Raw genomic sequence first — 26052 nt, forward strand, 5'->3', positions numbered from 1 at the left:
GCCGCTTCTTCAGCGGCCCTCGAAGGGCGACGGCCCGGCTGCAGCAGCGCGGCCGTTCATCCTTCGAGGCTCCTCCCGCGATGCATTCGCATCGCGGGCTTCGCACCTCAGGATGACGGAATTTACAGCGCACGCCCCTCCGAAGAGCCCCCACTAATTATTCGCGCTGGCGGAATCGTCCATCGCCTTGAAGGCTTCCTCGAGCTGCAGCGAGATCGGCACGTTCATCCGCTCGCCGGTCGGCATCCGCGCGGTGAACCACTTGTTGTACAGCGGCACGAGGTCGTGGTTGGAGCCGAGCTTGCGGAAGGTCCTATCCACCACGGCTGACAATTGCGGCTCGCCCTTGCGGAACATGATGCCGTAGGGATCGTAAGACAAATAGTCGCCGGTGACGCGGAACTTGTCCTGCGCCTTGTGGCGGACGATCAGGCCCGAAAGCAGAATATCGTCGGTCGCGAACGCGTCGGCCTTGCCGTCGACCAGCATCTGGTACGACTGCTCGTGGTCGGCGCCGACGGCGATGTTCAACCCCAACGAAAACTTCTTGTCGGCCGCCTGGATCGCCTGCTCGTTGGTGGTGCCCTTCGTCACCACGATGGTCTTGCCCTTCAGATCGGTCAGCGACTGGACGCTGGACGCCTTCGGCACCATCAGCTTGGTGCCGGCGACGAACATCAGCGGCGAGAAGGCGACGCGCTTGCCGCGCTCGGAATTGGCGGTGGTCGAGCCGCATTCCAGATCGATCTTGTTCTGGAGCACGGCATCGATGCGGTCGTCCGAGGTGACCTTGACGTAGTCGATCTTCAGATTGGGATCGTCGACCTCGACGCCGATCTCCTCGACGATGGCCTCGCAGAGTTCGAGGCTGTAGCCGATCGGCCGGCCCGACTGGTCGAGGAACGAAAACGGCGGCGAGCTTTCGCGGTAGCCGAGCCGCACGGTGTGCGCGTTCTTGATGGCGAGCAGCGTCGGGCTAAGCCCTTCGCTGCCGCTGGTCTGGGCGGAGGCAGGCGTTGCCAGCAGACACGCTGCCAGCAACAGGCTGCCCGAAATCGCCGTCAAAGGGCGCATGACGTACTCCCGTCAGTGGCCGGCCATCGCAGGCACTTCGCCCGGCACCATGTCGCCCGGCACGGCATCGCCCGGCCCCATCGCATGCTCGGGCCCGAGCTCGCCTTCCCACTTCGCCACGACCGAGGTCGCCAGCGTGTTGCCGATCACGTTGGTGGCGCTGCGGCCCATGTCGAGGAAGGTGTCGATGCCCATGATCATGAGCAGGCCTGCCTCGGGGATGCCGAACTGCGACAGCGTCGATGCGATCACCACGAGGGAGGCGCGCGGCACGCCGGCGACGCCCTTCGAGGTAATCATCAGCGTCGCCAGCATCGCGAGCTGCGTCGCGAGCGGCATCTCGATGTGATAGGTCTGCGCGATGAAGATGCTGGCGAAGGTGCAGTACATCATCGTGCCATCGAGATTGAAGGAATAGCCGAGCGGCAGCACGAAGCTCGAGATCCGCGACGAAGCGCCGAAGCGGTTGAGGCCTTCGAGCGTCTTCGGGTAGGCGGCTTCCGAGCTCGCGGTCGAGAACGCGATCATCAGCGGCTCGCGGATCAGCCTGAGCAATTGGCTGTAGCGCGGCCCGATCACGATGAAGCCGACGGCCACCAGGATGCCCCAGAGGATGAAGAGCGAGAGGTAGAAGCCGCCCATGAACACGATGAGCTTCCAAAGCACCAGCAGGCCGTTCTTGGCGACGGTTGCGGTGATGGCGGCCCAGACGGCGAACGGCGCGAACAGCATCACGTAGCTCGTCACCTTGAGCATGATGTGGCCGAGATCGTCGATCAGCGACAGGATCTGCTTGGAGCGCTCCGGCAGGGCGCCCATCGCCACCGAGAAGAACACCGCGAAGATCACGATCTGAAGGATCTCGTTCTGCGCCATCGCATCCGCGATCGAGGTCGGGATCAGATGGGTCAGGAATTTCTCGATCGAGAAGGCCGAGACCGGCAGGCCGGTCGACTGCCCCGCCGCAGGCAGCGTGCCGGGGAAGTTCGCGCCGGGCTGGAGCAGGTTGACCATGACGAGGCCGAGCAGCAGCGAGACGAAGGAGGCGCTGACGAACCAGCCCATGGTCTTGGCGAAGATGCGGCCGAGCTTCGAGCCCGAGCCCATATGGGCGATGCCGCCGACCAGGGTCGCAAATACCAGCGGCGCGATGATCATCTTGATCAGGCGCAGGAAGATCACGGCGATCAGGTTGATGGACGAGGCCCAGTCGCCCCGCGTCTCGGGCATGAAATTGAAGATCGCCGAGCCCATGATGATGCCGAGCACCATCGCCGCCAGAATGTATTGCGTGAACCTGTTCGACATTGAATACCCCCAACTACACCGGCCGCTTCATGATGTCGCAGATATGACAGCGACGCAACACGCTTTGCGTGCGGCTGCTCGAGCCGGATGTTCCCGTTGCGAAACGGAACGCAGAGATCTAGCCTTCATGCAGCGCACAACGAATGCGGCTTGCTCGTTTTCTTGGCTGCAGCTGCATCAATAATCGTCAAGCGATCAGGGAGGAACGCCATGAGTGGAAGCCGCAATCGTCAAATTCTTCTGGTGGAAAAGCCCAGCGGCAAGCTCGGTCCCGAGCACTTCAAGATGGTCGAGAGTTCGTTGCCGGAACCGAAGGACGGCGAGGCCTTGCTGCGCGTGCGTTACATCTCGCTCGACGCGGCCAACCGCGCCTGGATGCACGGCGCGACCTACCGTTCGGCCGTGGAGGCGAACAGCGTGATGGCCGGCGGTGGCATTGCCGAGGTCGTCAGCTCGAAGGCGCCGGAGCTGGCGGCAGGTGACATCGTGTTCGGCGACACCGGCTGGCAGGAATTCGCCGCAGTGCCCGCAAAGCATTTGACGAAAATGCCGAAGCTCGAACCGATGACGCATCTGCTCAGCGTGTTCGGCATCGCCGGCCTCACCGCCTATTTCGGCCTGCTCGAGGTCGGCAAGCCCAAGGAAGGCGAGACGGTCGTGGTGTCGGCGGCGGCGGGCTCGGTCGGCTCGATCGTCGGACAGATCGCCAAGATCAAGGGATGTCGCGTGATCGGTATCGCCGGCGGCGCCGACAAGTGCCAATGGCTGACCTCCGAGCTCGGCTTCGATGCCGCCGTCGACTACAAGGACGGCGCGGTGTTCAAGGCGCTGCGCGCGGCCGCACCAAAGGGCATCGACGTCTATTTCGACAATGTCGGCGGCGATATTCTGGAAGCTTGCCTGCCGCAGATGAACAATTACGGCCGCATCGCCTGCTGCGGTGCAATCTCGCAATATGATGGCGCACCGTCGGCACACGGCCCGCGCGGCGTGCCCGGCCTGATCGTGGTGAAGCGGCTCGTGATGCAGGGCTTCATCGTGATGGATTACATGAAGGAGAACCAGCGCGCGCTCGCCGATCTTCAGGCCTGGGTCAAGGCGGGCAGACTGAAGGTGCAGGAAGACATCATCGACGGATTGCAGAACACGCCGAAAGCGCTGATCGGATTGCTCGCCGGTGAGAACCGCGGCAAGCGCATGGTCAAGCTCTAACGACGTAGTTACGTCGCAATTGCACTGACATTATCTACTTGCGGTAGAGCTCGCGGCGGCGAATGATGCCGCACGCGGTATTGGCCGCAACGATTGCTTGCATCACTTTTCATAAATCATCGGCGTTGCCGACAGGGCAGGAATACACCCAGATGTTCAACATGTTGAAACATGTTTCGACGCGTCACGCGTTGCTCGCCGCAGCACTCTTCGCAACTGCAACAAGCGCATACGCGCAAGCGCCGACCGAGGCTCAGAAGAGCGCCATCCGCTCCGCATGCCGCTCGGACTTCATCGCACATTGCTCGAGCGTGACGCCCGGCGGCGTGGAAGCCTATCAATGTTTGCAGAGCCACATGTCGAGCCTGTCGGGGGGATGCCAGACCGCGGTCCGCGCGGTCGAGCCCGCTGCAGCACCCAAGACCGAAGCTGCGCCCGCAAAATCGGAACCTGCAAAGACCGATGCCGCGCCGGCTGCCGAGCCTGCGGCGAAACCGGCCGCGGAATCCGCACCCAAAGCAGCGGCGGCCAAGCAGCCGAGCAGCGCACAGATTGGCGCGGTCAAGAGCGCGTGCCGCAGCGACTATCCCAAGGTTTGCGCCAGCGTGCCGCCGGGCGGCGCTCCCGCGCTCGAATGCCTGGAGAAGAACAAGGCCAAGGTTTCGGCGGCTTGCGCAAAGGCCGTGACCGCTGCGGCCGGTGGCGGCGGCGCAGCAGCAACGGCCGCGCCGGCAGCTGGTGCAGCGCCCGCTGCCGGAGCAGCACCGACGGCCGCACCCAGCGTGATCGTGCTGCGCCCGCTGCGGCCGCGTGAGGAGCTGTTCATCGTCCGCTCCGCCTGCGGCGCCGACATTCGCTCGCTCTGCGCCGGCGTTCAGCCGGGTGGTGGCCGCATCGTGCAATGCATCTCCAGCAACGCGGCGTCGCTATCGCCCGGCTGCAAGGAGGTGCTCGCCCCGTTCGCCGCGCGATAAACAGCAGACAGCTCGCGGGGCCGTTGATGGCGGACGGCCCCGCGTGAATTTTCGCACGCCTCTTGCGACTAATCTTTTGCCGACATCCGATTTCAATCACGACAAGACCGGGAGAAAAACATGCGTTCATTTCTGCTCGTCGCTTCCGCATTGCTCGCCTTCGCCGCAACCATGACGTTTGAGACCACCGACGCCAACGCGGTGGTATGCGCCCGCGGCGTCTATCGCGCCGGTTGCGCCGGACCGAACGCAGCCGTCGTGGTCCGCAGGCCGGTGCCGGTGGTCCGCTGTACCAGGGTGCTGGTGAACGGGGTCTACGTGAAGCGCTGCGTCTGACGCGCGGGTAGTCAATCCGGCGCAGTTTGGCTATGATTCGCGGCGGACGGTTTCGGGCACACGCGAAAATTGTGCTCGCGGCCGCGCTGCGGCGTGCCACGCCTTTCCGATAATTCCGCTGGCGTGGGAAGCCGGAGCCCATTAGTCTACCCTGAGATAGTAAGTATACTGTCAATTAGGGAGGCAGACTTTGCGGATCGCCGTGATTGGCGGGGGGCCCGGTGGGCTCTATTTCGCCTATCTCTGGAGAAAGCGTCACCCCGAGGATCAAGTCGACCTGTTCGAACAGAACCCGGCCGACGCGACCTGGGGCTTTGGCGTCGTGTTCTCCGACCAGGCCCTGGAGTTCCTGCGCGCCGACGACCCCGAGACGGTCGACGCGATCGCGCCGCACATGGAGAGCTGGGAGAACATCACGCTGAACCATTGCGGCGACAGCGTCGCGATCGACGGCGTCGGCTTCTCCTCGATCGGACGGCTCGAACTCCTGCAGTTCCTGCAGCAGCGCGCGCTCGATGCCGGCGTCACGGCGCGCTTCGACACCCCGATCCAGACGATCGACCAGCTCAACGGCCACGACCTGATCGTCGCCTCCGACGGCTTGAATTCGCTGATACGCCGCACCTATGAAGGTGATTTCGGCACCTCGCTGTCCTACTCCTCCAACAAATTCGTCTGGTATGGAACCTCGAAGCGTTTCGACACGCTGTCGCAGACGTTCGTGAAGACCGACCGCGGCGCGTTCAATGCCCACCACTACCGCTACTCGCCGAGCATGAGCACCTTCCTGGTCGAGTGCGATCACGCGACCTGGCAGGCCTATGGCTTTGCCTACAAGGACGTCGAGCAGTCCAAGGGCGTCTGCGAGGAGGTGTTCGCGGACACGCTCGGCGGCCACTGCCTGGTCTCCAACAAATCGGTCTGGCGCAACTTTCCCTGGGTCTGGAACGAGCACTGGTCGTTCAAGAACATGGTGCTGATCGGCGACGCGCTGCACTCGGCGCATTTCTCGATCGGTTCGGGCACGCGGCTGGCGATCGAGGACGCGATCGCGCTGGTCAAGGCCCTTGAATCGGATGCGCATCTCACGACGGCACTGCAACGCTACCAGGCCGACCGCAAGCCGGTGGTGCAGAAGCTCGTCAATGCCGCGCGCACCTCGGCCTTCTGGTACGAGCACTTTGCCCAGCACATGCAGCTCGGCCTGATGGACTTCGCCTATAGCTACATCACCCGCTCCGGCCGCATCGACGATGCACGCCTGCGCCACATGTCGCCGGCCTTCATGGCGCGCTACGAGGCCGAGAAGAACGGCACAGACGCGAACGGCGAGGCCACGGCATGAGCAACGAGATCCGCGACCAGGTGCCCGCGGACAGCGCGGGCGCCCGCGAGATCGGCTTCGCCGTTCCGCAAATCTACAACGCCAGCCGCGTGCTGTTCGACAATCTCGCCAAGGGCAATGGCGACAGGCTCGCGTTGATCGGCCCGGCGGGCGCGCGGAGTTATGCCGAGCTCTGCGCTGAGGCCTGCCGCTGGGGTAACGGCCTTGCGTCGCTCGGCCTGCAGCGCGGCGATCGCGTGCTGTTGTTCCTCGACGACACGCCGGCCTATCCCGCCGCCTTCTTCGGCGCGGTGCGCGCCGGCTTCGTGCCGCTGCTGATCAACACGCTGACGCCGCCGGAACTGCTGCAATTCTATCTCGCCGATTCCGGCGCCGCCGTTGCGGTGGCGGATGCCGAGTTCTGCGCGCGTTTCAACACCGAGGCCTGCAAGGGCACGGAGCTCCGCGCGCTGATCGTCGTCAATGGCGATGTGGGTGAGCACGCCGCGCCGAAAGCGATGGCCGCAGGGGACTGGCTTTCGCAATTCCCGGCCGAAATGGCCGAAGCGCCGACGCATCGCAACGAGATGGCGTTCTGGATGTACTCGTCCGGCTCGACCGGCCGGCCCAAGGGCATCGTGCATCTCCAGCATGACATGGCCTATAGCGAAGTCGCCTTTGCGCAGAACGTGCTGAAGCTGACCCCGGGCGACATCTGCTTCTCCGTGCCGAAGATTTTCTTCGCCTACGGCTTCGGCAATTCCGTCACCTTCCCGTTCTCGGCGGGCGCGGCAACCTTGCTTCTGCCGGGACAGCCGAAACCGGCATCGATCTTTGCCGCGATCGAGCAGTACAAGCCGACGGTCTTCTTTGGTCTGCCGACGCTCTATACCTCGCTGACCAAGGCCGAGGGCGCAACCAACACAAACTTCTCCTCGCTGCGCATGGCGCTCTCGGCAGCCGAAGTGCTCTCGGCCGAAGTCTTCAACGGCTGGAAGACGCTCACGGGCCTCGAGATCGTCGAAGGTCTCGGCTCGACCGAGGTGCTGCACATCTACCTCTCCAACCGCCCCGAGCAGAAGAAGCTCGGCGCCGCGGGCCTGCGCGTTCCCGGCTACGAAGTCGCACTGCTCGACAAGGAGGGGCGCGACGTCGGCGACAACGAGGAAGGCATTTTGTGGGTGCGCGGCGATTCCAACACGCCGCTGTACTGGAACCGACCGGACAAATCCGCCGAAACCATCCGCGAGGGCGGCTGGATCTACACCGGCGACCGCTTTGTTCGCGACAGCGACGGTTTTCACTTCTTCCGCGGCCGCGCCGACGATCTCATCAAGATCTCGGGCCAGTGGGTCTACCCGCTCGAGGTCGAGCTGTGCCTCGCCGACCATCCCGAGATCCGCGAATGCGCGGTGTTCGCAGCCGAACTGCCGGATAGGCGCATGACGCTGAAGGCGGTCGTGGTCATGAACAACCGCACCACCGACCAGAGCGAGGCGACGCGGCGGCTGCAGGACTATGTGAAGGGCAAGCTCTTGCCGTACAAATATCCGCGCGAGGTGATCTTCATCGACGAACTTCCGAAGACGGGCACGGGGAAGATCGATCGGCAGGCGTTGTTGCGGATGTGAGGGGACGCGTTGCTACACATTCGCTGTCGTCCCGGCGAAGGCCGGGACCCATACGCCGCAGCAGTCATTGTTGTACGAGATGGTCATTGCCTGTCTTCGCCAAACTCCTGCTGCGGCGTATGGGTCCCGGATCTGCGCTTCGCTTGTCCGGGACGACGGCGGAGAATGACGCACCTACGCGGGCAACCTCACCCCGCCTTCCCAAGATGCTCCAGCGCATCCTCGGCCCGCAGCGGCACTCGCGAGGCCTCGTTGTTGAGGTCGACGAGCTGGGACATCAGCCCCATCAGCGCCTTGCGCTCGGCGGGCTTGAGCGGCTCCAGCATGCGTGCCTGCGCACGCTCGACGGCGGGGATGATCTCGCGCAGGATCGCGGCACCCGGCTTGGTCAGATAGAGCAGCTTGATCCGCTTGTCCTCCGGCGCCGGCTTGCGCTCGACAAAATCCTTGGCCTGGAGCCGTTCGATCACGCTGCCGAGCGTGGAGCGGTCGAAGGCGATCACCGCCGACAGCCGCGTCGCGTCGATGCCGGGATGGGTGTGGATCGCGATCAGCGCAGCATATTGCACCGGCGTGAGGTCGAACGCCTTGCACTCCTCCATGAAGATCGAGACCGCGATCTGCTGCATGCGCCGGAACAAATAGCCCGGCGCGGCATAGACCGCGTCTATTGTGATCGGAGTGGCAGGCTTACTCGGCATCGGGTTGCTTCTCCGGAGCGGCATTGGCGAAGGCCGGCAGCGCCTTGGCGGAGGCTTCGGCCTTGAGCAGACGCGGATACGCCGCGACATCGACGCCGAAGCGGCGCGCATTGGCAAGCTGCGGCACGAGGCAGAGATCGGCGAGCGTCGGCACATCGCCGAAGCAGAACGGCCCTTTCTCGTCCCTGATCAGCGTCTCGCAGGCCGACAGGCCCTCGCGATTGACCCAGGCGGCCCAGTCCTGGACTTTCTCTTCGGGCAGACCAAGCTCGCGCAACCGCGCCAGCACCTTCAAATTCTGCACCGGATGGGTGTCGCAGGCGATCGCCAGCGCGAACGCGCGCACCTTGGCGCGCTGCAATGGATCCTTCGGCAGCAACGGCGGGTTGGGATGCGTTTCATCGAGCCATTCGATGATCGCGACCGATTGCGTCAGCACCGCACCGGCATCGTTCTCCAGCGCCGGCACCAGACCCTGCGGGTTGATGGCGAGGTAGGCGGGCGCGCATTGTTCGCCTTTGCGAAGATGATGCGGCAGATGCTCGGCGCCGAGGCCCTTGAGATTCAGCGCGATCCGGACGCGGTAGGCCGCGCTGGAGCGGAAATAGCCATGCAGCTTCATCAAACCCTCCCTTCGAATTTTCTCGTTACTTAGCAGGAGCAGCCGCCATTGACGCTACAAAGATTGTCAGTATGCTGTCAATCTAAGGAAAAACGACGGGAGCCGCGCCATGGAAGCCGTGACCAAGACGCCGGAACGCGAGGCGTTCTACAAGAAGATCGACGGCGAAAATCTCACCGCGCTGTGGACGGTGATGAGCGATCTGATCACGCCGGAGCCGAAGAGCGCCTGCCGGCCGCATCTCTGGAAATTCGACATCATCCGCGACTACATGACCGAAGCCGGCAAGCTCATCACCGCCAAGGAAGCCGAGCGGCGCGTGCTGGTGCTGGAGAACCCTGGCCTGCGCGGCCAGTCCAAGATCACGACATCGCTCTATGCCGGCGTGCAGATGGTGGCGCCCGGCGACGTCGCGCCCGCGCACCGGCACAGCCAGTCGGCGCTGCGCTTCGTGCTCGAAGGCAAGGGTGCCCACACCGCCGTCGACGGTGAGCGCACCGCGATGGAGCCCGGCGACTTCATCATCACGCCGTCGATGACCTGGCACGATCATTCCAACGAGACCGATGAGCCGATGTTCTGGCTCGACGGCCTCGATATTCCCTTGGTGCAGTTCTTCGACTGCTCCTTCGCGGAAGGCTCCAAGGAAGACCAGCAGAAGATCACAAGGCCTGCCGGCGACAGCTTTGCCCGCTACGGCCACAATCTGCTACCGGTCGATGTGAAGCGGTCATCGAAGACCTCGCCGATCTTCAGCTATCCCTATGCCTACACCCGCGAGGCGCTGGAGAAGGCCAGGACGAGCCAGGAATGGGACGCCTGCCACGGGCTGAAGCTTAAATTCAGCAACCCCGAGACCGGTGATTTCGCGATGCCGACCATCGGCACGTTCATCCAGCTGCTGCCCAAGGGCTTCAAGACCGCACGCTACCGCGCGACCGATGCGACGGTGTTCTGTCCGATCGAAGGCCGGGGCCGCAGCCGCATCGGCGATGCCGTTTTCGAATGGGGCCCACGCGATCTGTTCGTGGTGCCGAGCTGGCAATGGGTGACGCACGAAGCGGATGCGGATGCCGTGCTGTTCAGCTTCTCGGACCGCCCGGTGCAGCAGAAGCTGGATCTGTTCCGGGAAGATCGTGGCAACGCGTAAGACAGACTGTTCGCCACATCTTCGGTGTCGTCCCGGCGAAAGCCGGGACCCATAACCCAGTGCGCAGTTTGGCGAAGGCTCGTAGTTATCTTCGCGGTACGAAGATCGTCATTCCTCGATAGATCACGCGGTATGGGTCCCGGCTTTCGCCGGGACGACGTCAATCACCGCCAGTGCAGCAGCTTGATTTCCAGCCAGCCGATCACCTTTCCCACCACCAGCCCGAACACCGACAGGATCACCACGCCCGCGAGCAACTGATCGGTCTGCATGAGATTGCCGGCCTGGAGCACGAAGGCGCCGATGCCGTATTGCGCGCCGATCATCTCGGCGCTGACGACGAGCAGCAGCGCGACGGAGGCCGTGATGCGGAAACCGGCGAGGATCGCGGGCAGCGCGCCCGGCCAGACCACCTTGCGCACGATGGTGGCGAAGGGAACGTTGAAGCTTTGCGCCATGCGGATGAGGTTGCGCGGCACCGCATCGACGCCGCTATAGACCGAGATCGCGGTCGAGAAGAACACGCCGAGCGCAATGGTCGCGATCTTCGGCTCTTCGCCGATGCCGAGCCAGAGGATCAGAAGCGGCAGCAGCGCGATCTTCGGGATCGGGAACAGCGCCGAGATGAAGGTGATGCCGACGCTGCGCGCCAGTCGCGACAGGCCGATGGCGAAGCCGACCGCAACGCCGGCCGCCGTGCCCAGCAGCCAGCCGACACCGATGCGCAGCAGCGACGCCGAGAGATGCTGCCAGAGCGCGCCCGACAGTGCGAGCTCGTAGATTGCACGCACGATCGCCGAGGGGGCCGGCAGGAACAACGGATTGACGAGGCCTGTGCTTCCCGCCGCCTGCCAGATGGCGATGACCAGCGCGAGCGCGATCCAGCCGCCGAAACGGCTGGAGGCCGGCACGAAGCCCGCGCCGCGAAAGCGGACGCGCCGCGTCGTATCGTCCTTGGCCGGTGTGTCGGTCGCGCGATCAAGCATGCTGGACCTCACGCTCGGCATCGATCGCCTCGTTGCGGATCAGCGACCAGATCTGGTTCTGCAGTGCGAGCAGCTTTTCGCGTGCCGCCGCTTCGCCGCGCTCGGCGCGCGTCATCGGCACCGTCACGACCTCGCGGATGCGGCCGGGCCGCCGCGACAGCACCACGATGCGGTCGGCCAGCCGCGCTGCCTCTTCGAGATTATGCGTGACATAGACCGCGCCCATGCCGCCATCGGCGAGCAGGCGGACGAAGTCCTCCATCAGCAGTTCGCGCGTCTGCGAATCCAGCGCCGACAGCGGCTCGTCCATCAGCAGGATCGCAGGCTTCACTGCGAGCGCGCGCGAAATGCCGACGCGCTGGCGCATGCCGCCGGAAAGCTGCTTTGGATAGGTTTTGCGGAAATCGGTCAGGCCAGTGCGGCGCAAGGCATCGTCGACCAATGCGCGGCGCTGCACGGCCGAGAGCTGGGTGTGCAGCAGCGGAAATTCGACATTCTCTTCCACCGTGGCCCAGGGCAGCAATGCAAAATCCTGGAACACGAAGGTCAGCGGATTGAGGCTGTCCGCCGGCGGTGCACCACGGAGTTCGGGTGCACCTGAGGTCGGCTGCAGCAAGCCGCCCAGGATCGACAGCAACGTGCTCTTGCCGCAGCCGGAAGGACCCACGATCGCCACCACCTCGCCCGCGCTCACCGTAAAGGAGATATCATCGAGCACGGCGAGATCGCCGAAGCGATGGCTGATGTGGTTGGCGATCAGGTCCATTGGATGCGCCCACTCTCTTCACCCTCCCCTGGAGGGGGAGGGTCGGTTTGCATGCAGCGAAGCGAAATGCAAACCGGGGTGGGGTGACGGTCTATCCGCGATGATGCTGACAAAGCCTGCTCTCGAATTTTCCGCGAGCGAATGATGGACAGACCACCGCCGTGGCTCACCCCACCCCGCTCGCCCCGGACGATGCTGCGCATCGCCGGCGCGATCGACCCTCCCCCTCCAGGGGAGGGTGGCAGATCGGCCATCGCGGCAGTCTCAAACGTCAGCATCAATCCGCCTTCACATAGTCCTTGGCGATGATCGTGTCCGCATCATAGCCCTTGTCGGCAAAGCCCTGCTCCTGGAGCCATTTGATCTGGTTGTCGACGTTCTTGACGTCGAGCTTGCCGTCCGGATCGATGTAGGCGCAGTTGCCCACCACCTGCTCGACCGGCAGGTTGGTGTACTTTGCGATGATCTCCAGCAGCGGCTTGGTCTTGTCGTTGATCGGCGCGACGCCGTCCTTCATCGAAGCCAGGATCACGTCGTGATATTCGCGATCGGCTTTGGCGAGGACGCCCAGGAACTTCGTTACCAGCACCTTGTTGGTCAGCGTCTTCGGCGAGGCGAACACCGCGCCCAATTGCCAGGGCGTCTCGTCGCCGACCCAGCCCAGGAATTTTGCGCCACCCTCGTCCATCAGCTTGCGTGCGGTGGAGATCGGCAGCAGCGCTGCGTCAACCGTCTCGCCCTTCAGCGCCGCCGCCGCATTCGAGAGCGATTGCAGCGGCACGATCTTCACGTCCGCGAGCTTGAAGCCGTATTTGTCGGCGAGCAGGCCAAGCGAATAATGGAAGCTCGATCCGACCTGGGTCATCGCGATGCGCTTGCCCGCGAGATCCTTCGGCGTCTTCAGGCCGGCCGCATAGGCGTTGTTGCTGGCGAAATAGCCGATCAGGGGATAGCCGGCCTTCTCGCGGCTCATGCCGCCGATGACCTTCAGCACGCCCTTGCCGGCGAGATTGTAGAGGCCAGCGGTGAAAGCCGTGACGCCGAAATCGACATCGCCTGAGGTGGTGGCGACCGCGATCGGCTGCGCCGCGTCGAAGAATTTCAGCTCGATGTCGAGGCCGGCCTCGCGGAAATAGCCCTTGTCCTGCGCGATGAAGACCGGCGCGGAGGACGACAGGCGCAGCACGCCGACCTTGGCCTTCAGCGCATCCTCGGCCCTGGCCGTGCCCATCGCCATCATAGCCAAAAGGCTAAGTGCCGCGACCCGCGCAATCCCGATCATCCCGCTTCCTCCAATAATTCTCTTTTTGCAGTCCGTTACAGGCCCTTTGGCACGGGCTGATCCCGCCCGATGAAGGCGCCCTGTTGTTTCAACGTTTCCTGCAATTTTTCAACCGGTATGTCACGGGGGATCCGGTTTCCGGAGAGCGCTAGCGCAGCGGCGGAACCGGCGGCCTCGCCCATCACGAAACAGGCCCCGGAAACCCGCGCCGCCGACTGGCCCTCATGGGTCATCGAGGCGCAGCGGCCGGCGACTAGCAGATTGTCTACGCCCTCCGGCACCAGCATGCGATACGGCAATTCGTTGTAGCCGCGCGATTCCGGGATCGGCGGGAAGGTGAAGATGACGTCGCCGGCAACATGGGCCTCGATCGGCCAGCCGTTGACGCCGATGGAATCCTCGAACGAGGCGCATCCGAGCACATCCTCGCCGCTGAGCTGGTAACCGCCCCTGATGCGGCGGGTCTCGCGGATGCCGAGTTGCGGCGGCAGATCGACGATGTAGGACTTTTCAAAGCCGGGCACGGTGCGCAGGAACTCGAAGGCTGCGAGCGCCTGCTTGCGGCCCTCGATCTCGCCGCGGGTCAGATCGTCGGGCTCGATGCCATTGATGGCGTGGCCATCCTCGCGCGCCACTTGCGTGAAATTCACCCGCCATTCGATGCCGGATTTCTGCGGCCGCACGATCGCGCTCTTGCGCGGGAATTTGTGCGTGCCGGCCGCGGTGGCCTCCTCCATCAATTGCGGGATGGTCCGCCAGGCATCGCCCGCCTTTGCGGGATCGATGCCGTTGAGACGGAGCATCATCGACGGATACATGGGATGACCGTGTTCATCGCCAATGTCGAATGGCGCGCCGGCCCAGACCGCAAGATCGCCGTCGCCGGAGCAATCGATGAAGATCTCCGAGCGTACCGCCTGCCGGCCGGCCTTGGTCTCGACCATCAGGGCGTCGATGCGGCGGTCAGCGCCCATCACGACACCGGCACCGAGCGCATGGAAGAGAATGTGGACCTTGTGGCTCGCCAGCAATTCGTCGGCTGCGATCTTGTAGGCCGCGGTGTCGTAGGCCTGGGCAAAGACCTTGCCGAGGATCAGATGCGGCGCGTTGAGGCCGTTCAGATGGTCGATCCGCGCCAGCAGGTCGGACGCCATGCCCTGCACCAGCCTGACAGCCTCGCCGTAGACGTTGCCGTGCAGGCCGCAGAAATTGGTGACGCCGGCCGCGGTGCCCATGCCGCCGAGGAAACCGTAGCGCTCGATCAGCAGCGTTTTGCGCCCGGCACGTGCTGCCGACGCCGCAGCGACGATGCCGGCCGGGCCGCCGCCGAGCACGACGACTTCATACTCGCCGTAAAGCGGCACCTGGCGCGCTGGTTCTTCGATCGTCGTGGCCCGCATGGCGCGTCCTTCTCCCAAATCTCTTGCTTGGACTGGACTATGAATTAGCGCGAGGCGAGCTACAATCCACCAAAATACATGATCAGCTTTCGCAAATCGAGAAAGGTCGACATGGACATCCTCGTGAACCTCCAGGCCTTCCTTGCCACCGCGGACGCGGCCGGCTTCTCCGCCGCCGCGCGAAAACTCAACGTGTCGACCTCGGTGGTGGCAAAACGCGTCACGCAGTTGGAGGCGCGGATCGGCACGCCGCTGTTTCACCGCTCGACCCGGCAATTGCGGCTGACCGAGGCCGGACAGCGTTACGTCCACCGCGCCCGCGGCGTCGTCACCGACGCGACAGATCTGCTCTCGCGCATGGGCGAGAAGGGCCACGATCTGGTCGATCACCTCCGCATTAAGGCGCCGACCTCGATGACGGTGGCGCGGCTTGCGGACGCCTTCAGCGCGTTCCAGACGCAGAACCCGAGGCTGAAGCTGGAGATCGTGCTGATCGACCGCCCGGTCGATCCCGTCAGCGAAGGTTTTGACATCGCCATCGGCGCCTTCCCACATTCCTTCGGCGGCGTGGTCGACGAGCCGCTGGTCCCGTTGAAACGGTTGCTGTGCGCCTCGCCGGCCTATTTGAAGACGCACGGCACGCCAAAGCATCCGCGCGACCTCGTCGAGCATCGCTGCCTCAGCTTCATGCCGACCGGGCCCGAATGGATCTTCGATGGTCCACGCGGCCGCATCACCATCCAGGTCAGCCCGCTGCTCTCCTCCAACGAGGGCCATGTGCTGGCGCGCAGCGCGATCGCCGGCAACGGCATCGCGCTGATGTCGCATTATCTCGTCGCGGATGCGTTACGCGACGGCACGCTAAAACCGGTGCTGCGCGAGTTTCCGATTCCGGAATTGTGGGTGAAAGCCGCAATCCCCGAACGCCGGCGCAACGCCGCCGCGGTGCAAGCGCTGCTGACTTTGCTGAAAACGTCACTCGCGCCGTCGCTGTAAGCCGCATCGCGCCGCCGTCACAACATCGCGGTTGCTCTCGCCGGGCTGACCTGAGAGAAGAGCCGCTATGGATTCGATGCCTTTGAAATTTGCTCTCGCAGCCCTTACCATCCTCGCGATCTCAGCCGCGCCCGCCGCAGCTCTCGAGCAGAACTGCCGCTTCATCCAGGCCAAGCCTGATCGTGAGACCTGCTACAAGCGGCAGGAAGAAGAGCTCGCGGCAAAGCGCAACAAGCCTGCGCCAGCGGCAACTGACGAGAGCAAGACGATGGAATCGCTGCGGCAGATGCGGCAGGACGACGACGCCGTCTATCGCAGCATCAACAACATCTGCCGCGGCTGCTGACGCTCAGCCCTTCCCGCCCCACTTCGCCGCCCGCTTCTCGGCGAACGACGCCAGTCCCTCCGCTGCCTCCGCGCTCTGGCGCTTGAGCGAATGCAGTTGGACGAGCCGCGTGTAGGCCGCATCGTCCACGGCCATTCCGCCGAACGAGCTCTCCAGCGCGAGCCGCTTGGTCTCGGCCATCGCCTCCGGACCGTTGGCGAGCAGCTGCTCCACCACCTTGCCGCCTGCGGCATCGAGATCGGCGAGCGGCACCACCTCATGGACGAGGCCGATGCGGCGGGCGTCTTCGGCGCCAAAGCGTTCGCCGGTCAGCGCGTAACGGCGGACTTGCCGTACACTAATGGCGTCGCAGAGCTGCGGGATGATGATCGCGGCGGTCAGGCCCCAGCGCACCTCGGTGATCGAGAACAGGGCGTTGTCGGCGGCGACCACGACGTCGCAGGCCGCGATCACGCCGGTACCGCCACCAAAGCAGCCGCCCTGCACCAGTGCCACGGTGGGAATCGGCAACGTGTTGAGCCGCTGCACGGCCTCGAACGTCGCCCGCGACGCCGCCTCGTTGGCCTCCGCCGATTGCGGGCGGACGCCGTTGATCCATTTGAGGTCCGCGCCCGCTTGAAAGTGCTTGCCGTTGCCCTTGAGCACGACGACGCGCAGGTTTGGCTTCTTGCCGAGCTCGTCCATGGCCGCGAGCACGCCGGCGATCAGGGCGCCGTCATAGGCGTTGTTGACCTCGGGCCGGTTCAACGTGACGGTCGCAACCCCACGCTCATCGAGGGTCCACAGGACGGGGCTGGCAGTCATCGGCGATCCTCCGGTCGTTCGTTTGGCGCGCACTATGGCCGAGGCACCGCGTCCCGATCCATATCTTTCCAGCGTGGGGCGGCCGCGTCCATCGCATGGCGGCTTGTGTCATGCTGCCGCCGGGCGGCGACTTGGGATCAGGGACGGAACATCATTTATGCGCATCTGCATTTTCGGCTCGGGCGCCGTCGGAAGCCATCTTGCGGTCAGGCTCGCACGCGCCGGCCACGAGGTCTCATGCGTGATGCGCGGCGCGCATCTCGAGGCGGTGCGCGCCAACGGCCTGAAGCTGCGGGTCGGCGATTCCGAGGTCTCGGCCAAGGTGAACGCCTCCGGCGATCCGGCCCAGCTCGGCCCGCAGGATGTGGTGATCTCGACACTGAAGGCCACGGCGCTGACCGGGCTGGTCTCCAGCCTCAAGCCGCTGCTCCAGGACGACACTGCCATCGTGTTCGCCCAGAACGGCATTCCCTGGTGGTACGGCATCGGCCTGCCGCCGCGGCATCCGACGCCGCCGGACATTTCCTTCCTCGATCCGGGCGGCCGCCTGCGCGCCTGCATCCCGAAGGAGCGGATCATCGGCGGCGTCATCTTCTCCTCCAACGAGGTGACCGCGCCCGGCGTGGTGCAGAACCTGACGCCCGACCGCAATCGCCTCCTGATCGGCGAATGCGACGACCGCAATTGCGAGCGCATCACAAAGCTGCGCGGCGTCTTCAACGATGCACGGCTGGAATCGCCGCCGGTGGCCGATATCCGCGAAGCGATCTGGTCAAAGCTGCTGACCAACATGTCACTGTCGGTGCTGTGCCTGCTGACCGGCCAGACCGCGCGCGGCGTGCGCGACGATCCTGCCTTCGCCGAGGTCATCCCGCGCATGCTGACCGAGGCGAATGACATCGCCCAGCACTTCATCCCCGAGGTCAAGCGCGTGACGCGCAGCGGCCCCGCCCCGAACCACAAGCCGTCCCTGCTGCAGGATTACGAGCTCGGCCGCGCCATGGAGATCGACGTGCTGGTGAAGGCCCCCGCTGCATTCGCGCGCACCGCCGGCCTGTCGACGCCGACGCTCGATCTCATCGCCGCGCTCGCGATCCAGAAGGCGCGCGACAAGGGCCTCTATTCCGCCTGAGCCTCAGCCAAGCTTGTCGATCCAGGCCGCAAGCGTATCGAGCACCTCTGCGAGCGCCTCGTCGTTGGTGCGGCCGGACCTCTTCAGCACGGCGAAGGAGTGATCGCCGCCTTCGACCTCATGCAATTTCGCCTTCGCGCCGAGCGCCGCGATGACGGGCCTGAGAAGGCCGAGATCGGCGAGCCCATCGCGCGTGCCCTGCAGGAACAGCATGGGAATCCCGACATGGGCGAGATGCTCGGCACGCTCCGTCGACGGCTTCTTGTCGGCATGCAGGGGAAAGCCGAGGAAGGCGAGCCCCTTCACACCCTGCAGCGGCGCCTTGGCCTGCGCCTGCGAGGTCATGCGCCCGCCGAACGATTTTCCGCCGGCGACGAGCGTCACGCCGCCGCACAGCCGCGCCGCCTCCGCGACAGCCGCGCGGATCGTGGCATGCGCGACCGCCGGCTGATCGGGACGGCCCTGCTTGTTTTCCATGTAAGGAAAATTGAAGCGGAACGTCGCAATGCCTCTGTCTGCGAGGCCAACCGCAATCTTGTCCATCGACGCATGCCGCATGTCGGTACCGGCGCCGTGCGCTAGCACGTAGCACGCGCGCGCATTGTCCGGCCGCATCAGGATCGCGGAGACCTTGCCGATGCGCTCGATGTCGAGCTTGAGCTCTTGCGTTTTGACAGCCACAATCAACCATCCCGACAGACGTTACGGCCGCCTTGGTAGCGTCACCGGCGCAGCCTGAAAACACAATAATTACCGCATCGGACTGGCCTACCAAGCCGGCAAGCCGCATCAACCGAGGTAATCATGTCCTACCGCTCCTCCTGGATGACCGAAGAGCTCGACGTCTTCCGCGACCAGTTCCGGAAATATCTCGCCAAGGATCTGGCACCGCATGCCGAGAAATGGCGCGAGCAGAAGATGGTCGACCGCTTCGCCTGGCGCGGGCTCGGCGAGATGGGCGCATTGCTGGCGAGCGTCCCGGAGGAATATGGCGGCCTGGGCGCGACCTTCGCCTATGACGCCGCGGTGCTGGACGACCTCGAAAGCACGGTGCCGGAACTGACGACCGGCGTCTCCGTGCACAGCGCCATCGTCGCGCATTACATTCTCAACTACGGCTCGGAGGAGCAGAAGAAGCGCTGGCTGCCGAAAATGGCCTCGGGCGAAATGGTCGGCGCCGTCGCCATGACCGAGCCCGGCACCGGTTCGGACCTTCAAGCCGTCAAGACAACGGCGAAGAAGCAGGGCAATTCCTACGTCATCAACGGCCAGAAGACTTTCATTACCAACGGCCAGGCCGCCGACCTCGTCATCGTGGTCGCGCGCACCGGCGAGGCCGGCGCCAAGGGCATCTCGCTGCTCGTGGTCGAGACCGCAGGCGCCGACGGCTACAAGCGCGGGCGCAACCTCGACAAGATCGGCCTGCACGCCTCCGACACGTCGGAGCTGTTCTTCGACAACGTCACGGTGCCGCCGGAAAACCTGCTCGGCAAAGAGGAGGGCCAGGGCTTTGTCCAGCTGATGCAGCAATTGCCGCAGGAGCGCCTCGCGCTCGCGGTCGGCGCCGTCGCCGCGATGGAGCGCGCCGTCAAGCTCACCGTCGACTACACCAAGGAACGGAAAGCATTCGGCAAGCCGCTGATGGATTTCCAGAACACCGCCTTCACGCTCGCCGAGCGCAAGACGGAGGCGATGATCGCGCGCGTCTTCGTCGACTGGTGCATCGAGCAATTGGTCGCAGGCGACCTCGACACCGTCACCGCGTCGATGGCGAAATACTGGTGCTCGGACAAGCAGGTCCAGACCGCCGATGAATGCCTCCAGCTGTTCGGCGGCTACGGCTACATGCAGGAATATCCGATCTCGCGCATCTTCATCGATTCCCGCATCCAGAAGATCTATGGCGGCACCAACGAGATCATGAAGCTGCTGATCGCGAGATCCTTATAGTCAGGTCGCTTCAGAGCTTACCTCGCCCCGGTGCTACCGCGCCCGCCAGTCACCCGGGCGGCAACCAAAACGCTGCTTGAAGCGCCGCGTGAAATGGGAGAGATCCGAAAAGCCCCAGTCGAACGCAATGGCACCGATCGCGCGGCCGCCCAGCGCCGAATCCTTCAGGTCCGCCGCCGCGCCCACGAGGCGGCGATCCATCACATAGTCCGAAAACGTCGTGCCCGAGCGCTCGAACAGCTTGTGGACATAGCGCTCGCTGATGCCGACCGCGCCCGCGAGCGGCGCGACAGGCTGAGCGCAACGAGATCGAGCAGCACGTCGAACAGCCGAACACTGTCCTCCTCCGCCATCCGCAACGCGCCGGCATTCAGGGAACGCGCGGTCTCGACGATGAGATGGCCGACATGCGGATCGTCGGACACGCGCTCGGCCCTGAAATCGAACGAGGGCGGCAGCCGGTCACGCAAGGCACGCGACGGCACCCAGAACGAAGCGACCTCCAGCGTCGGACCGCGATCGTGCAACAACGTCACCTCGCGATCGCTGTCGACGATGCCGACCTGGCCCCGCGACAGGCTGACCTCGCGGCCATCCTGAAGCATGCGGCAGCGCCCGGCGAGCTTGAAGTTGAGATAGAAGCAGCTCTCGCGCGACGCCGCGATGTCGGCACGTGAACGATTCACGGTGTGCTCGGGAAACACCACCCGGTTGATCGCTCCGGCACCCAGGGCGATCGTCTCCACCTTGGCCGGGAAGCGTGATGTCGTCGCCGATTCCGGCGTCAGGTTCATGAAGGCCTGGCAGATCGCCTCGCGGTAATAGGAAAACTGCTCGTCCGGCCGGGTCTCCGCGGTGTTCCAGACGACGTATCGCGGCCGGCTCGTGGAATTGACCTGCTGCATCGGTTCACTCCGAGACCAATCCGGTTCACTTCCAGCCAAGCGGAAAACGGCCAGCCGGTTCACACTTCGCACAACAAGAATTGTCCGCCGCGCCTCGCGAGCGCCGCAAAAGACCCCATCCATGCCGATCTAACCACATCCTGCGGAGAAGCCACAACATGTCGACCTACGTTCTCGTCCACGGCGCCTGGCACACCGGTGCCGAGTTCGAGCCCGTCGCGGCCCCGATCCGCGCCGCCGGCCATCAGGTCTACCTCCCGACGATCAAGGGCAACCGCCCGGGCGACGCCAAGACGACGGGGTTAAAGGAGGCGATCCAGTCGATCGCCGACTATCTTGCCGAGAACAATCTGAAAGACGTCATTCTGCTCGGCCATTCCTATGGCGGCATGATCATCACCGGCGTCGCCGACCTCGCACCCGAGCGGATTCGCCGGTTGGTCTATTGGAACGCCTTCGTGCCCAACAACGGCGAATGCCTCAACGACATGGTGCCGCCGCACTATATCGGGCTGTTCGATGCGATCGCGGCCGAACGCGGCGATGGCTCGGTGGTGCTGCCTTTCCCGATCTGGCGCGAGGCCTTCATCAACGATGCGGACGCCGAGACGGCGCAGCGCGCCTATGACGTGCTCAATCCGCATCCGCTGGCGACCTTCACCGACAAGATCGTGCTCAAGGCCAATCCGGCCGAGATGCAACTGGCAAAGTCCTACATCAACTGCACAGAGGACACCGCGTTGCCGCACAGCTATGGCTGGCATCCGCGGCTGTCGGAGAAGCTCGGCCTGTTCCGCCTGGTGCAGGTGCCGGGAAGCCACGAGCTGTGCTTCTCCGATCCGGCACGCCTTGCCAGGGCGATCATGGAAGCGGGGCGCGACTAGCGCGCACGCTATCTCATCCGCTTGTCGGCGGCGACGAAGTCGATGAAGGTTCTCACCTTCGCGGAGAGGTATTTGCGGCTCGGATAGACCGCGAACAGCTTTCCGACGAAGATGATGTGCTCGGGCATGACGTGTTCGAGACGCCCGGTGGCGATGTCGTCGGTGACCAGCCATTTCGGCAGGAACGCGAGACCCATTCCTTCCAGCGCGGCCATGTGCAGCAGCGTTTCATTGCCGCTGCGCAGCACCGGATTGAGCTTGATGGTCTCCGTGCCGTGCTCGCCGGCGAAAGAGAAGCTCTCGCCGGGATAAAGTGCGTAATGCAACAGCGCCTGGCCGGCGATGTCGGCCGGCTTGGTTGGGCGCCCGGCGCGTTTGAGGTAGGCGGGCGCTGCAACCATGTAGAATGGCACGTTGGTGATCGGACGCGCGATCAGCGACTCGTCCGGCGCACCGGTCGCGCGCAGCGCGAGATCGAATCCCTCCTCGACCAGATTGACCAGACGCCCACTGAGATCGACGTCCAGGCACACTTCCGGGTAGCGCGCCTGATAGTCGGCGAGGATGCGCGTGAACATCGTGTTTGCCATCCACACCGGCGCGGTCAGCCGCAGCGTGCCGCGGGGAACGACGGTCGCCTTGCTGACGGCGGCTTCGACCTCGTCGAGCGAGTCCAGCATCTGCCGGGCCTGCTCGAAATAGAGTGTGCCGCTCTCGCTCAGGCTGACGCGCCGGCTGGTCCGGTTGAGCAGCCGCGTGCCCAGCCGCTTCTCGAGCTGCATCACGTGCTTGCTCGCCATGGCGGGCGATATGCGCAGGCGTTCGGCGGCGGCCGCAAAGCTCTTCAGCTCCGCAACCAGGCAAAACACCCTCATGCTGACCAGGGAATCCATCAGATCATCAACATTCAGGAAATGAACCACTGCCGGAACATATAATGATCAAATGAATGGAAACCATCAAATGGTGGCAACCCGCTCATTTTGGAGAACCACCATGTCCATCACCGCTCTTGAAACCCCCACCTCCGGCCGCGCCCTTCGCATCGGCCTCTGGGCCGCGCAGATCCTCATCGCCTTCGCCTTCATCGGGGCGGGGCTGGTCAAGCTGACCACGCCCATTCCGCAGTTGGCCGCGATGATGCCCTGGGCCGGCCAGTATTCCGAAACCTTCGTTCGCTCCATCGCGCTGATCGATCTCGCCGGCGGGATCGGCATCATCCTGCCCGCCCTGACGCGGATCCTGCCGCGACTGACGGTGCTCGCGGCGCTCGGCTGCTCCGTGTTGCAGGTGTTTGCTCTGATCTTCCACATCTCGCGCGGCGAGGCCGAGGTCACGCCTTTGAACGTGGTCCTCCTGGCGCTCAGCCTGTTCGTGCTGTGGGGACGCAACAGCAAGGCGCCGATCGCGCCGCGCCAGTTCTGACCCGCGGAAATACCGCGGTCATGATCTCTGGCAATGGATGGTCCCGCAGGGGCCTGCTCGCCGGCAGCGCGATCCTCACGGCCGGCGGCGCCGCCGCGGCCAGGGAGGATCGCCTCGCGGACGGCGTCGTGATCCTGATCGACAGCAACGAACCTTACGTGATGGGACACGCGATCAGCTACTCGGCCAATCTCGCAAAGCACTTTGCCGACAAGGGCGCGCGGTTGCTGATCGAGGTCGTCGCCAACGGCAAGGGTATCGACGTCTTCAGGGCCGACAAGACGCCGCTGGTCGAGCCGCTGGCGATGCTGCGGCAGTCGCTGCCCAACCTCACCTACAGCATGTGCGCATCGTCAAAGGCGATCGCGGAAGCCAAGGAGCAGGTCTCGATTCCGCTGATACCGGGCGCGAGCCTCGTCCCCTTCGGCATCGGACGCGTCGTCGATCTGCAACTCAAGGGTTTTGCCTATATCCATGCGTGAAAGACCTCGTGCGTTATCCCGGCGATCGCTCCTGATCGCCGGGCCGGCGCTTTTCGCTTCCGCGCCCGCGATCCGTGCGCAGGACAGCTGGCCACCGGTGTTCGAGGCCGGACGCAGCCAGTTCACAGTCGTGCGGCCGCGCGCGGCGATGCCGCAACTCAGGCTTCAGGATCCGAACGGCCGGGATGCCGTGGTGACTGCGAAGCCGGGCCGCATCACCCTGATCAACTTCTGGGCGACCTGGTGCGCAGCCTGCCGGCTCGATCTGCCGACGCTGGCGCGCCTTGCGGGATCGCGGCCCGATCGGCTCGACATCGTCGCGATCTGCACCGACACCAGGGATCTGCGCAAGATCCGCGCCTTTCTCGGCAGCCTCGCCGTGCAAAACCTCGCCTGCTATGTCGATGCCTACGGCGCAGCGGCGCAAGCATCGACCGAGATGTTCTCGATCGTCGGCATGCCCATCACCTATCTGGTCGGGACGAGCAGCCGCGTCGAGGGATACATCGCAGGCGCGCCCGAGTGGCTCTCGCCCGCGGGCGCGCGCCTGCTGCAATTCTATCGCGAGCAAGCCTAGACCGAGCCAGCCTGCCGTCGCGCCACCGGTTCCGATGGCCCCTGCCCGACCGCAAACGAAGTCGGATTTGCGAGACAACCGTCATTGCAAGGCAGGGCAGCAAACCATACGCTGCCCGCCATCGGCAGCCGCCGTCTGGTCTGCTTGCATCGGGAGAATTGCGAATGGTTCACGTCTCGCGACGGAAACTGCTTCAGCTTGCGGCTGTTACACCATCGGCACTTACCGCTGCCTGGACGTCGGCTGCATCGGCTGCGACCGGAAAGAAGATCCTGACTGCAGTGATGCAATCGGACCTTCGCGTCACCGACCCCGGCTTCACGACGGCCATCATCACCCGCGACCATGGCTACATGGTCTACGATACGCTGCTCGGCATCGATTCCACCTTCAAGGTGCGGCCGCAGATGGCCGACTGGACGGTGTCCACGGACGGGCTGACCTACACCTTCACCCTGCGCGACGGCCTGAAATGGCATGACGGCGCGCCGGTGACGGCGGAGGATTGCGTCGCCTCGCTGAAGCGCTGGGGCACGAGCGTCGACGGCATGGCGCGCAAGCTGATGGACTTCACGGCCGGCATCGAGGCCGCGGACGCCAGGACGATCGTCCTCAAGCTGAAAGAGCCTTACGGCCTGGTGCTGGAGACGATCGCCAAGCCATCGTCGATCTGCGCCTTCATGATGCCCAAGCGGCTTGCGGAGACCCCGATCACCAAGCAGATTCCCGAGCAGATCGGCTCCGGCCCGTTCAAATTCGTCGCGGGCGAATTCCAACCCGGCGTGAAAGCCGTCTACGAGAAGAACACCGACTATGTGCCGCGCAAGGAGCCGGCCGAATGGACATCGGGCGGCAAGGTGGTGAAAGTCGACCGGGTCGAATGGATCACGATGCCGGACGCGCAGACCGCGCTCAACGCGCTGCAATCGGGTGATGTCGATTTCGTCGAAACGCCGCCCTTCGACATGCTGCCCGCGCTCGAATCCAATCCGGATGTCAACGTGACCATCCTGAACAAGTTCGGCTTCCAATCGTTCGGCCGGATGAACTTCCTGCATCCGCCGTTCGATAATGTGAAGATTCGCCGCGCCGCGCTGCTCGCGATCAACCAGAAGGACGTGCTCGACGCCCAGATCGGCAATCCCAAATACTACAAGCTCTGCGGCGCATTCTTCATCTGCGATACGCCGCTGGCCAGCGACGCCGGCGGCGAGACCCTGATCAAGGGCAACGGCATGGCGGACGCCAAGAAGGCCCTGGCCGAATCCGGCTATGACGGCACGCCCGTGGTGATCCTGGCGCCAGGCGACCAGATCCTGCTGAAAGCGCAGCCGATCGTGGTTGCGCAGCTCCTGCGCGAGGCCGGCTTCAAGGTCGACCTTCAGGCGATGGACTGGCAGACCGTGGTGACCCGCCGCGCCAACCAGAAGTCACCGAAGGAAGGTGGCTGGAACATGTTCTTCACATACCAGGGCGCCGCCGATTCGATGAACCCGCTCGTCAATGGCGCGATGGTCGGCAAGGGCAAGGAGGGTGGCTGGTTCGGCTGGTCCGAGGACCCCAAGCTCGAAGAGCTGCGCGACGCCTTTGCCCGCGCCGCCTCACCGGAAGAGCGGAAGAAGATCGCTTTCGACGTCCAGAAGGAGGCCTACGATCAGGTGATCTACGTCCCGCTCGGCCAATTCCAGGCGCCGAGCGCATGGCGCAAATCGCTCACCGGCGTCATCGACGGCCCGGCGACGCCGATGTTCTGGAATGTGGACAAGAACGAGTAGCTTCCTCTCC

26 protein-coding genes and 1 pseudogene are annotated in these 26052 nt (G+C 64.4%); 15 read left to right on the plus strand and 12 right to left on the minus strand.

Annotation, left to right across the window (positions count from 1 at the left end):
• Positions 1-153: 153 nt before the first annotated feature.
• Complete coding sequence (locus QA645_RS41385; RefSeq protein WP_283046800.1) at positions 154-1074, minus strand: amino acid ABC transporter substrate-binding protein; 921 nt, start codon at positions 1072-1074, stop codon at positions 154-156.
• Between the two features lie 12 nt (positions 1075-1086).
• Positions 1087-2382 (minus strand): dicarboxylate/amino acid:cation symporter, encoded by a 1296-nt coding sequence (locus tag QA645_RS41390; RefSeq protein WP_283046802.1) that lies wholly within the window; start codon positions 2380-2382, stop codon positions 1087-1089.
• A gap of 210 nt (positions 2383-2592) precedes the next feature.
• Between QA645_RS41390 and QA645_RS41395 the strand changes: the two genes are divergently transcribed.
• The 5 genes from QA645_RS41395 (at position 2593) to QA645_RS41415 (ending at position 7859) form a co-directional block, all read left to right on the plus strand.
• Positions 2593-3594: an NADP-dependent oxidoreductase gene (locus QA645_RS41395; RefSeq protein ID WP_283046804.1), complete on the plus strand. Its 1002-nt coding sequence runs from the start codon at positions 2593-2595 to the stop codon at positions 3592-3594.
• A 152-nt stretch (positions 3595-3746) separates the two neighbouring features.
• The gene (locus tag QA645_RS41400) at positions 3747-4568 is read left to right on the plus strand and encodes a cysteine rich repeat-containing protein (protein ID WP_283046805.1); all 822 of its coding nucleotides are present in this window, start codon (positions 3747-3749) and stop codon (positions 4566-4568) included.
• A 120-nt stretch (positions 4569-4688) separates the two neighbouring features.
• Positions 4689-4904: a hypothetical protein gene (locus tag QA645_RS41405; RefSeq protein WP_254127929.1), complete on the plus strand. Its 216-nt coding sequence runs from the start codon at positions 4689-4691 to the stop codon at positions 4902-4904.
• 190 nt (positions 4905-5094) lie between these two features.
• The gene (locus QA645_RS41410) at positions 5095-6249 is read left to right on the plus strand and encodes an FAD-dependent monooxygenase (protein ID WP_254127928.1); all 1155 of its coding nucleotides are present in this window, start codon (positions 5095-5097) and stop codon (positions 6247-6249) included.
• A complete protein-coding gene (locus QA645_RS41415) occupies positions 6246-7859 on the plus strand; it encodes a benzoate-CoA ligase family protein (RefSeq protein ID WP_283046808.1) in 1614 nt (537 codons plus the stop codon). The genes QA645_RS41410 and QA645_RS41415 overlap by 4 nt, the downstream gene beginning before the upstream one ends.
• 188 nt (positions 7860-8047) lie before the next feature.
• On the opposite strand, the gene QA645_RS41420 is transcribed toward QA645_RS41415, so the two are convergent.
• Positions 8048-8560, minus strand: a complete 513-nt coding sequence (locus QA645_RS41420; RefSeq protein ID WP_254127926.1) for a MarR family transcriptional regulator — start codon at positions 8558-8560, stop codon at positions 8048-8050.
• Complete coding sequence (gene maiA / locus QA645_RS41425) at positions 8550-9182, minus strand: maleylacetoacetate isomerase (RefSeq protein WP_283046810.1); 633 nt, start codon at positions 9180-9182, stop codon at positions 8550-8552. Before maiA ends, QA645_RS41420 begins: the two co-directional genes overlap by 11 nt.
• Positions 9183-9291: 109 nt before the next feature.
• Here maiA and gtdA point away from each other — a divergent pair, with 109 nt between their 5' ends.
• A complete protein-coding gene (gtdA, locus tag QA645_RS41430; protein ID WP_283046812.1) occupies positions 9292-10332 on the plus strand; it encodes a gentisate 1,2-dioxygenase in 1041 nt (346 codons plus the stop codon).
• A 164-nt stretch (positions 10333-10496) separates the two neighbouring features.
• Here gtdA and QA645_RS41435 read toward each other — a convergent pair whose 3' ends face one another.
• From QA645_RS41435 to QA645_RS41450, 4 genes are all read right to left on the minus strand, one after another.
• Complete coding sequence (locus tag QA645_RS41435; protein WP_283046813.1) at positions 10497-11318, minus strand: ABC transporter permease; 822 nt, start codon at positions 11316-11318, stop codon at positions 10497-10499.
• Entirely contained in the window at positions 11311-12084 is a 774-nt protein-coding gene (locus QA645_RS41440; RefSeq protein WP_283046814.1) for an ABC transporter ATP-binding protein, read from the minus strand. Before QA645_RS41440 ends, QA645_RS41435 begins: the two co-directional genes overlap by 8 nt.
• A 277-nt stretch (positions 12085-12361) precedes the next feature.
• A complete protein-coding gene (locus QA645_RS41445; RefSeq protein ID WP_283046816.1) occupies positions 12362-13366 on the minus strand; it encodes an ABC transporter substrate-binding protein in 1005 nt (334 codons plus the stop codon).
• A gap of 35 nt (positions 13367-13401) precedes the next feature.
• The gene (locus tag QA645_RS41450; RefSeq protein ID WP_254191470.1) at positions 13402-14766 is read right to left on the minus strand and encodes an FAD-dependent oxidoreductase; all 1365 of its coding nucleotides are present in this window, start codon (positions 14764-14766) and stop codon (positions 13402-13404) included.
• Between the two features lie 111 nt (positions 14767-14877).
• Here QA645_RS41450 and QA645_RS41455 point away from each other — a divergent pair, with 111 nt between their 5' ends.
• Both QA645_RS41455 and QA645_RS41460 read left to right on the plus strand, forming a co-directional pair.
• On the plus strand, positions 14878-15762 hold the full coding sequence (locus QA645_RS41455; RefSeq protein WP_283046819.1) for a LysR family transcriptional regulator: 885 nt from the start codon (positions 14878-14880) through the stop codon (positions 15760-15762).
• Positions 15763-15829: 67 nt separating this feature from the next.
• The gene (locus QA645_RS41460; protein WP_283046821.1) at positions 15830-16108 is read left to right on the plus strand and encodes a hypothetical protein; all 279 of its coding nucleotides are present in this window, start codon (positions 15830-15832) and stop codon (positions 16106-16108) included.
• 3 nt (positions 16109-16111) lie between these two features.
• On the opposite strand, the gene QA645_RS41465 is transcribed toward QA645_RS41460, so the two are convergent.
• Positions 16112-16912: an enoyl-CoA hydratase-related protein gene (locus QA645_RS41465; RefSeq protein ID WP_283046823.1), complete on the minus strand. Its 801-nt coding sequence runs from the start codon at positions 16910-16912 to the stop codon at positions 16112-16114.
• Positions 16913-17069: 157 nt separating this feature from the next.
• Between QA645_RS41465 and QA645_RS41470 the strand changes: the two genes are divergently transcribed.
• The gene (locus QA645_RS41470; protein WP_254127916.1) at positions 17070-18044 is read left to right on the plus strand and encodes a ketopantoate reductase family protein; all 975 of its coding nucleotides are present in this window, start codon (positions 17070-17072) and stop codon (positions 18042-18044) included.
• Positions 18045-18047: 3 nt separating this feature from the next.
• Here the strand turns inward: QA645_RS41470 and QA645_RS41475 are convergent, their stop codons facing one another.
• Positions 18048-18725, minus strand: coding sequence for an alpha/beta family hydrolase (locus tag QA645_RS41475; protein ID WP_283046826.1), 678 nt, complete (start codon positions 18723-18725; stop codon positions 18048-18050).
• Between the two features lie 123 nt (positions 18726-18848).
• Between QA645_RS41475 and QA645_RS41480 the strand changes: the two genes are divergently transcribed.
• Positions 18849-19994, plus strand: a complete 1146-nt coding sequence (locus QA645_RS41480; RefSeq protein WP_283046827.1) for an acyl-CoA dehydrogenase family protein — start codon at positions 18849-18851, stop codon at positions 19992-19994.
• A gap of 33 nt (positions 19995-20027) precedes the next feature.
• On the opposite strand, the pseudogene QA645_RS41485 reads toward QA645_RS41480, so the two are convergent.
• Positions 20028-20899 (minus strand): annotated as a pseudogene (locus QA645_RS41485) (helix-turn-helix domain-containing protein).
• A 158-nt stretch (positions 20900-21057) separates the two neighbouring features.
• Here QA645_RS41485 and QA645_RS41490 point away from each other — a divergent pair.
• On the plus strand, positions 21058-21783 hold the full coding sequence (locus tag QA645_RS41490; protein WP_283046828.1) for an alpha/beta hydrolase: 726 nt from the start codon (positions 21058-21060) through the stop codon (positions 21781-21783).
• 8 nt (positions 21784-21791) lie between these two features.
• Here the strand turns inward: QA645_RS41490 and QA645_RS41495 are convergent, their stop codons facing one another.
• On the minus strand, positions 21792-22676 hold the full coding sequence (locus QA645_RS41495; RefSeq protein WP_283046830.1) for a LysR family transcriptional regulator: 885 nt from the start codon (positions 22674-22676) through the stop codon (positions 21792-21794).
• A gap of 103 nt (positions 22677-22779) precedes the next feature.
• Between QA645_RS41495 and QA645_RS41500 the strand changes: the two genes are divergently transcribed.
• The 4 genes from QA645_RS41500 to QA645_RS41515 all read left to right on the plus strand — a co-directional run bounded on the left by QA645_RS41500 (position 22780) and on the right by QA645_RS41515 (position 26042).
• Positions 22780-23208 (plus strand): DoxX family protein, encoded by a 429-nt coding sequence (locus QA645_RS41500; RefSeq protein WP_283046832.1) that lies wholly within the window; start codon positions 22780-22782, stop codon positions 23206-23208.
• A 20-nt stretch (positions 23209-23228) separates the two neighbouring features.
• Entirely contained in the window at positions 23229-23690 is a 462-nt protein-coding gene (locus tag QA645_RS41505) for a DsrE family protein (RefSeq protein WP_283046834.1), read from the plus strand.
• Complete coding sequence (locus QA645_RS41510; protein WP_283046836.1) at positions 23683-24267, plus strand: TlpA disulfide reductase family protein; 585 nt, start codon at positions 23683-23685, stop codon at positions 24265-24267. The genes QA645_RS41505 and QA645_RS41510 overlap by 8 nt, the downstream gene beginning before the upstream one ends.
• 164 nt (positions 24268-24431) lie before the next feature.
• On the plus strand, positions 24432-26042 hold the full coding sequence (locus QA645_RS41515) for an ABC transporter substrate-binding protein (RefSeq protein ID WP_283046838.1): 1611 nt from the start codon (positions 24432-24434) through the stop codon (positions 26040-26042).
• Positions 26043-26052: the final 10 nt, after the last annotated feature.

The sequence above is a fragment of the Bradyrhizobium sp. CIAT3101 genome (genome assembly GCF_029714945.1).
Taxonomy (GTDB): Bacteria; Pseudomonadota; Alphaproteobacteria; order Rhizobiales; family Xanthobacteraceae; genus Bradyrhizobium.

Bases quoted from the DNA above. Each gene is read 5' to 3' on its own strand.
- QA645_RS41385 (WP_283046800.1), bottom strand. From the start codon at position 1,074: ATGCGCCCTTTGACGGCGATTTCGGGCAGCCTGTTGCTGGCAGCGTGT.
- QA645_RS41390 (WP_283046802.1), bottom strand. From the start codon at position 2,382: ATGTCGAACAGGTTCACGCAATACATTCTGGCGGCGATGGTGCTCGGC.
- QA645_RS41395 (WP_283046804.1), top strand. From the start codon at position 2,593: ATGAGTGGAAGCCGCAATCGTCAAATTCTTCTGGTGGAAAAGCCCAGC.
- QA645_RS41400 (WP_283046805.1), top strand. From the start codon at position 3,747: ATGTTCAACATGTTGAAACATGTTTCGACGCGTCACGCGTTGCTCGCC.
- QA645_RS41405 (WP_254127929.1), top strand. From the start codon at position 4,689: ATGCGTTCATTTCTGCTCGTCGCTTCCGCATTGCTCGCCTTCGCCGCA.
- QA645_RS41415 (WP_283046808.1), top strand. From the start codon at position 6,246: ATGAGCAACGAGATCCGCGACCAGGTGCCCGCGGACAGCGCGGGCGCC.
- QA645_RS41420 (WP_254127926.1), bottom strand. From the start codon at position 8,560: ATGCCGAGTAAGCCTGCCACTCCGATCACAATAGACGCGGTCTATGCC.
- maiA (WP_283046810.1), bottom strand. From the start codon at position 9,182: ATGAAGCTGCATGGCTATTTCCGCTCCAGCGCGGCCTACCGCGTCCGG.
- gtdA (WP_283046812.1), top strand. From the start codon at position 9,292: ATGGAAGCCGTGACCAAGACGCCGGAACGCGAGGCGTTCTACAAGAAG.
- QA645_RS41435 (WP_283046813.1), bottom strand. From the start codon at position 11,318: ATGCTTGATCGCGCGACCGACACACCGGCCAAGGACGATACGACGCGG.
- QA645_RS41440 (WP_283046814.1), bottom strand. From the start codon at position 12,084: ATGGACCTGATCGCCAACCACATCAGCCATCGCTTCGGCGATCTCGCC.
- QA645_RS41445 (WP_283046816.1), bottom strand. From the start codon at position 13,366: ATGATCGGGATTGCGCGGGTCGCGGCACTTAGCCTTTTGGCTATGATG.
- QA645_RS41450 (WP_254191470.1), bottom strand. From the start codon at position 14,766: ATGCGGGCCACGACGATCGAAGAACCAGCGCGCCAGGTGCCGCTTTAC.
- QA645_RS41455 (WP_283046819.1), top strand. From the start codon at position 14,878: ATGGACATCCTCGTGAACCTCCAGGCCTTCCTTGCCACCGCGGACGCG.
- QA645_RS41460 (WP_283046821.1), top strand. From the start codon at position 15,830: ATGGATTCGATGCCTTTGAAATTTGCTCTCGCAGCCCTTACCATCCTC.
- QA645_RS41465 (WP_283046823.1), bottom strand. From the start codon at position 16,912: ATGACTGCCAGCCCCGTCCTGTGGACCCTCGATGAGCGTGGGGTTGCG.
- QA645_RS41470 (WP_254127916.1), top strand. From the start codon at position 17,070: ATGCGCATCTGCATTTTCGGCTCGGGCGCCGTCGGAAGCCATCTTGCG.
- QA645_RS41480 (WP_283046827.1), top strand. From the start codon at position 18,849: ATGTCCTACCGCTCCTCCTGGATGACCGAAGAGCTCGACGTCTTCCGC.
- QA645_RS41490 (WP_283046828.1), top strand. From the start codon at position 21,058: ATGTCGACCTACGTTCTCGTCCACGGCGCCTGGCACACCGGTGCCGAG.
- QA645_RS41495 (WP_283046830.1), bottom strand. From the start codon at position 22,676: ATGGATTCCCTGGTCAGCATGAGGGTGTTTTGCCTGGTTGCGGAGCTG.
- QA645_RS41500 (WP_283046832.1), top strand. From the start codon at position 22,780: ATGTCCATCACCGCTCTTGAAACCCCCACCTCCGGCCGCGCCCTTCGC.
- QA645_RS41505 (WP_283046834.1), top strand. From the start codon at position 23,229: ATGATCTCTGGCAATGGATGGTCCCGCAGGGGCCTGCTCGCCGGCAGC.
- QA645_RS41510 (WP_283046836.1), top strand. From the start codon at position 23,683: ATGCGTGAAAGACCTCGTGCGTTATCCCGGCGATCGCTCCTGATCGCC.
- QA645_RS41515 (WP_283046838.1), top strand. From the start codon at position 24,432: ATGGTTCACGTCTCGCGACGGAAACTGCTTCAGCTTGCGGCTGTTACA.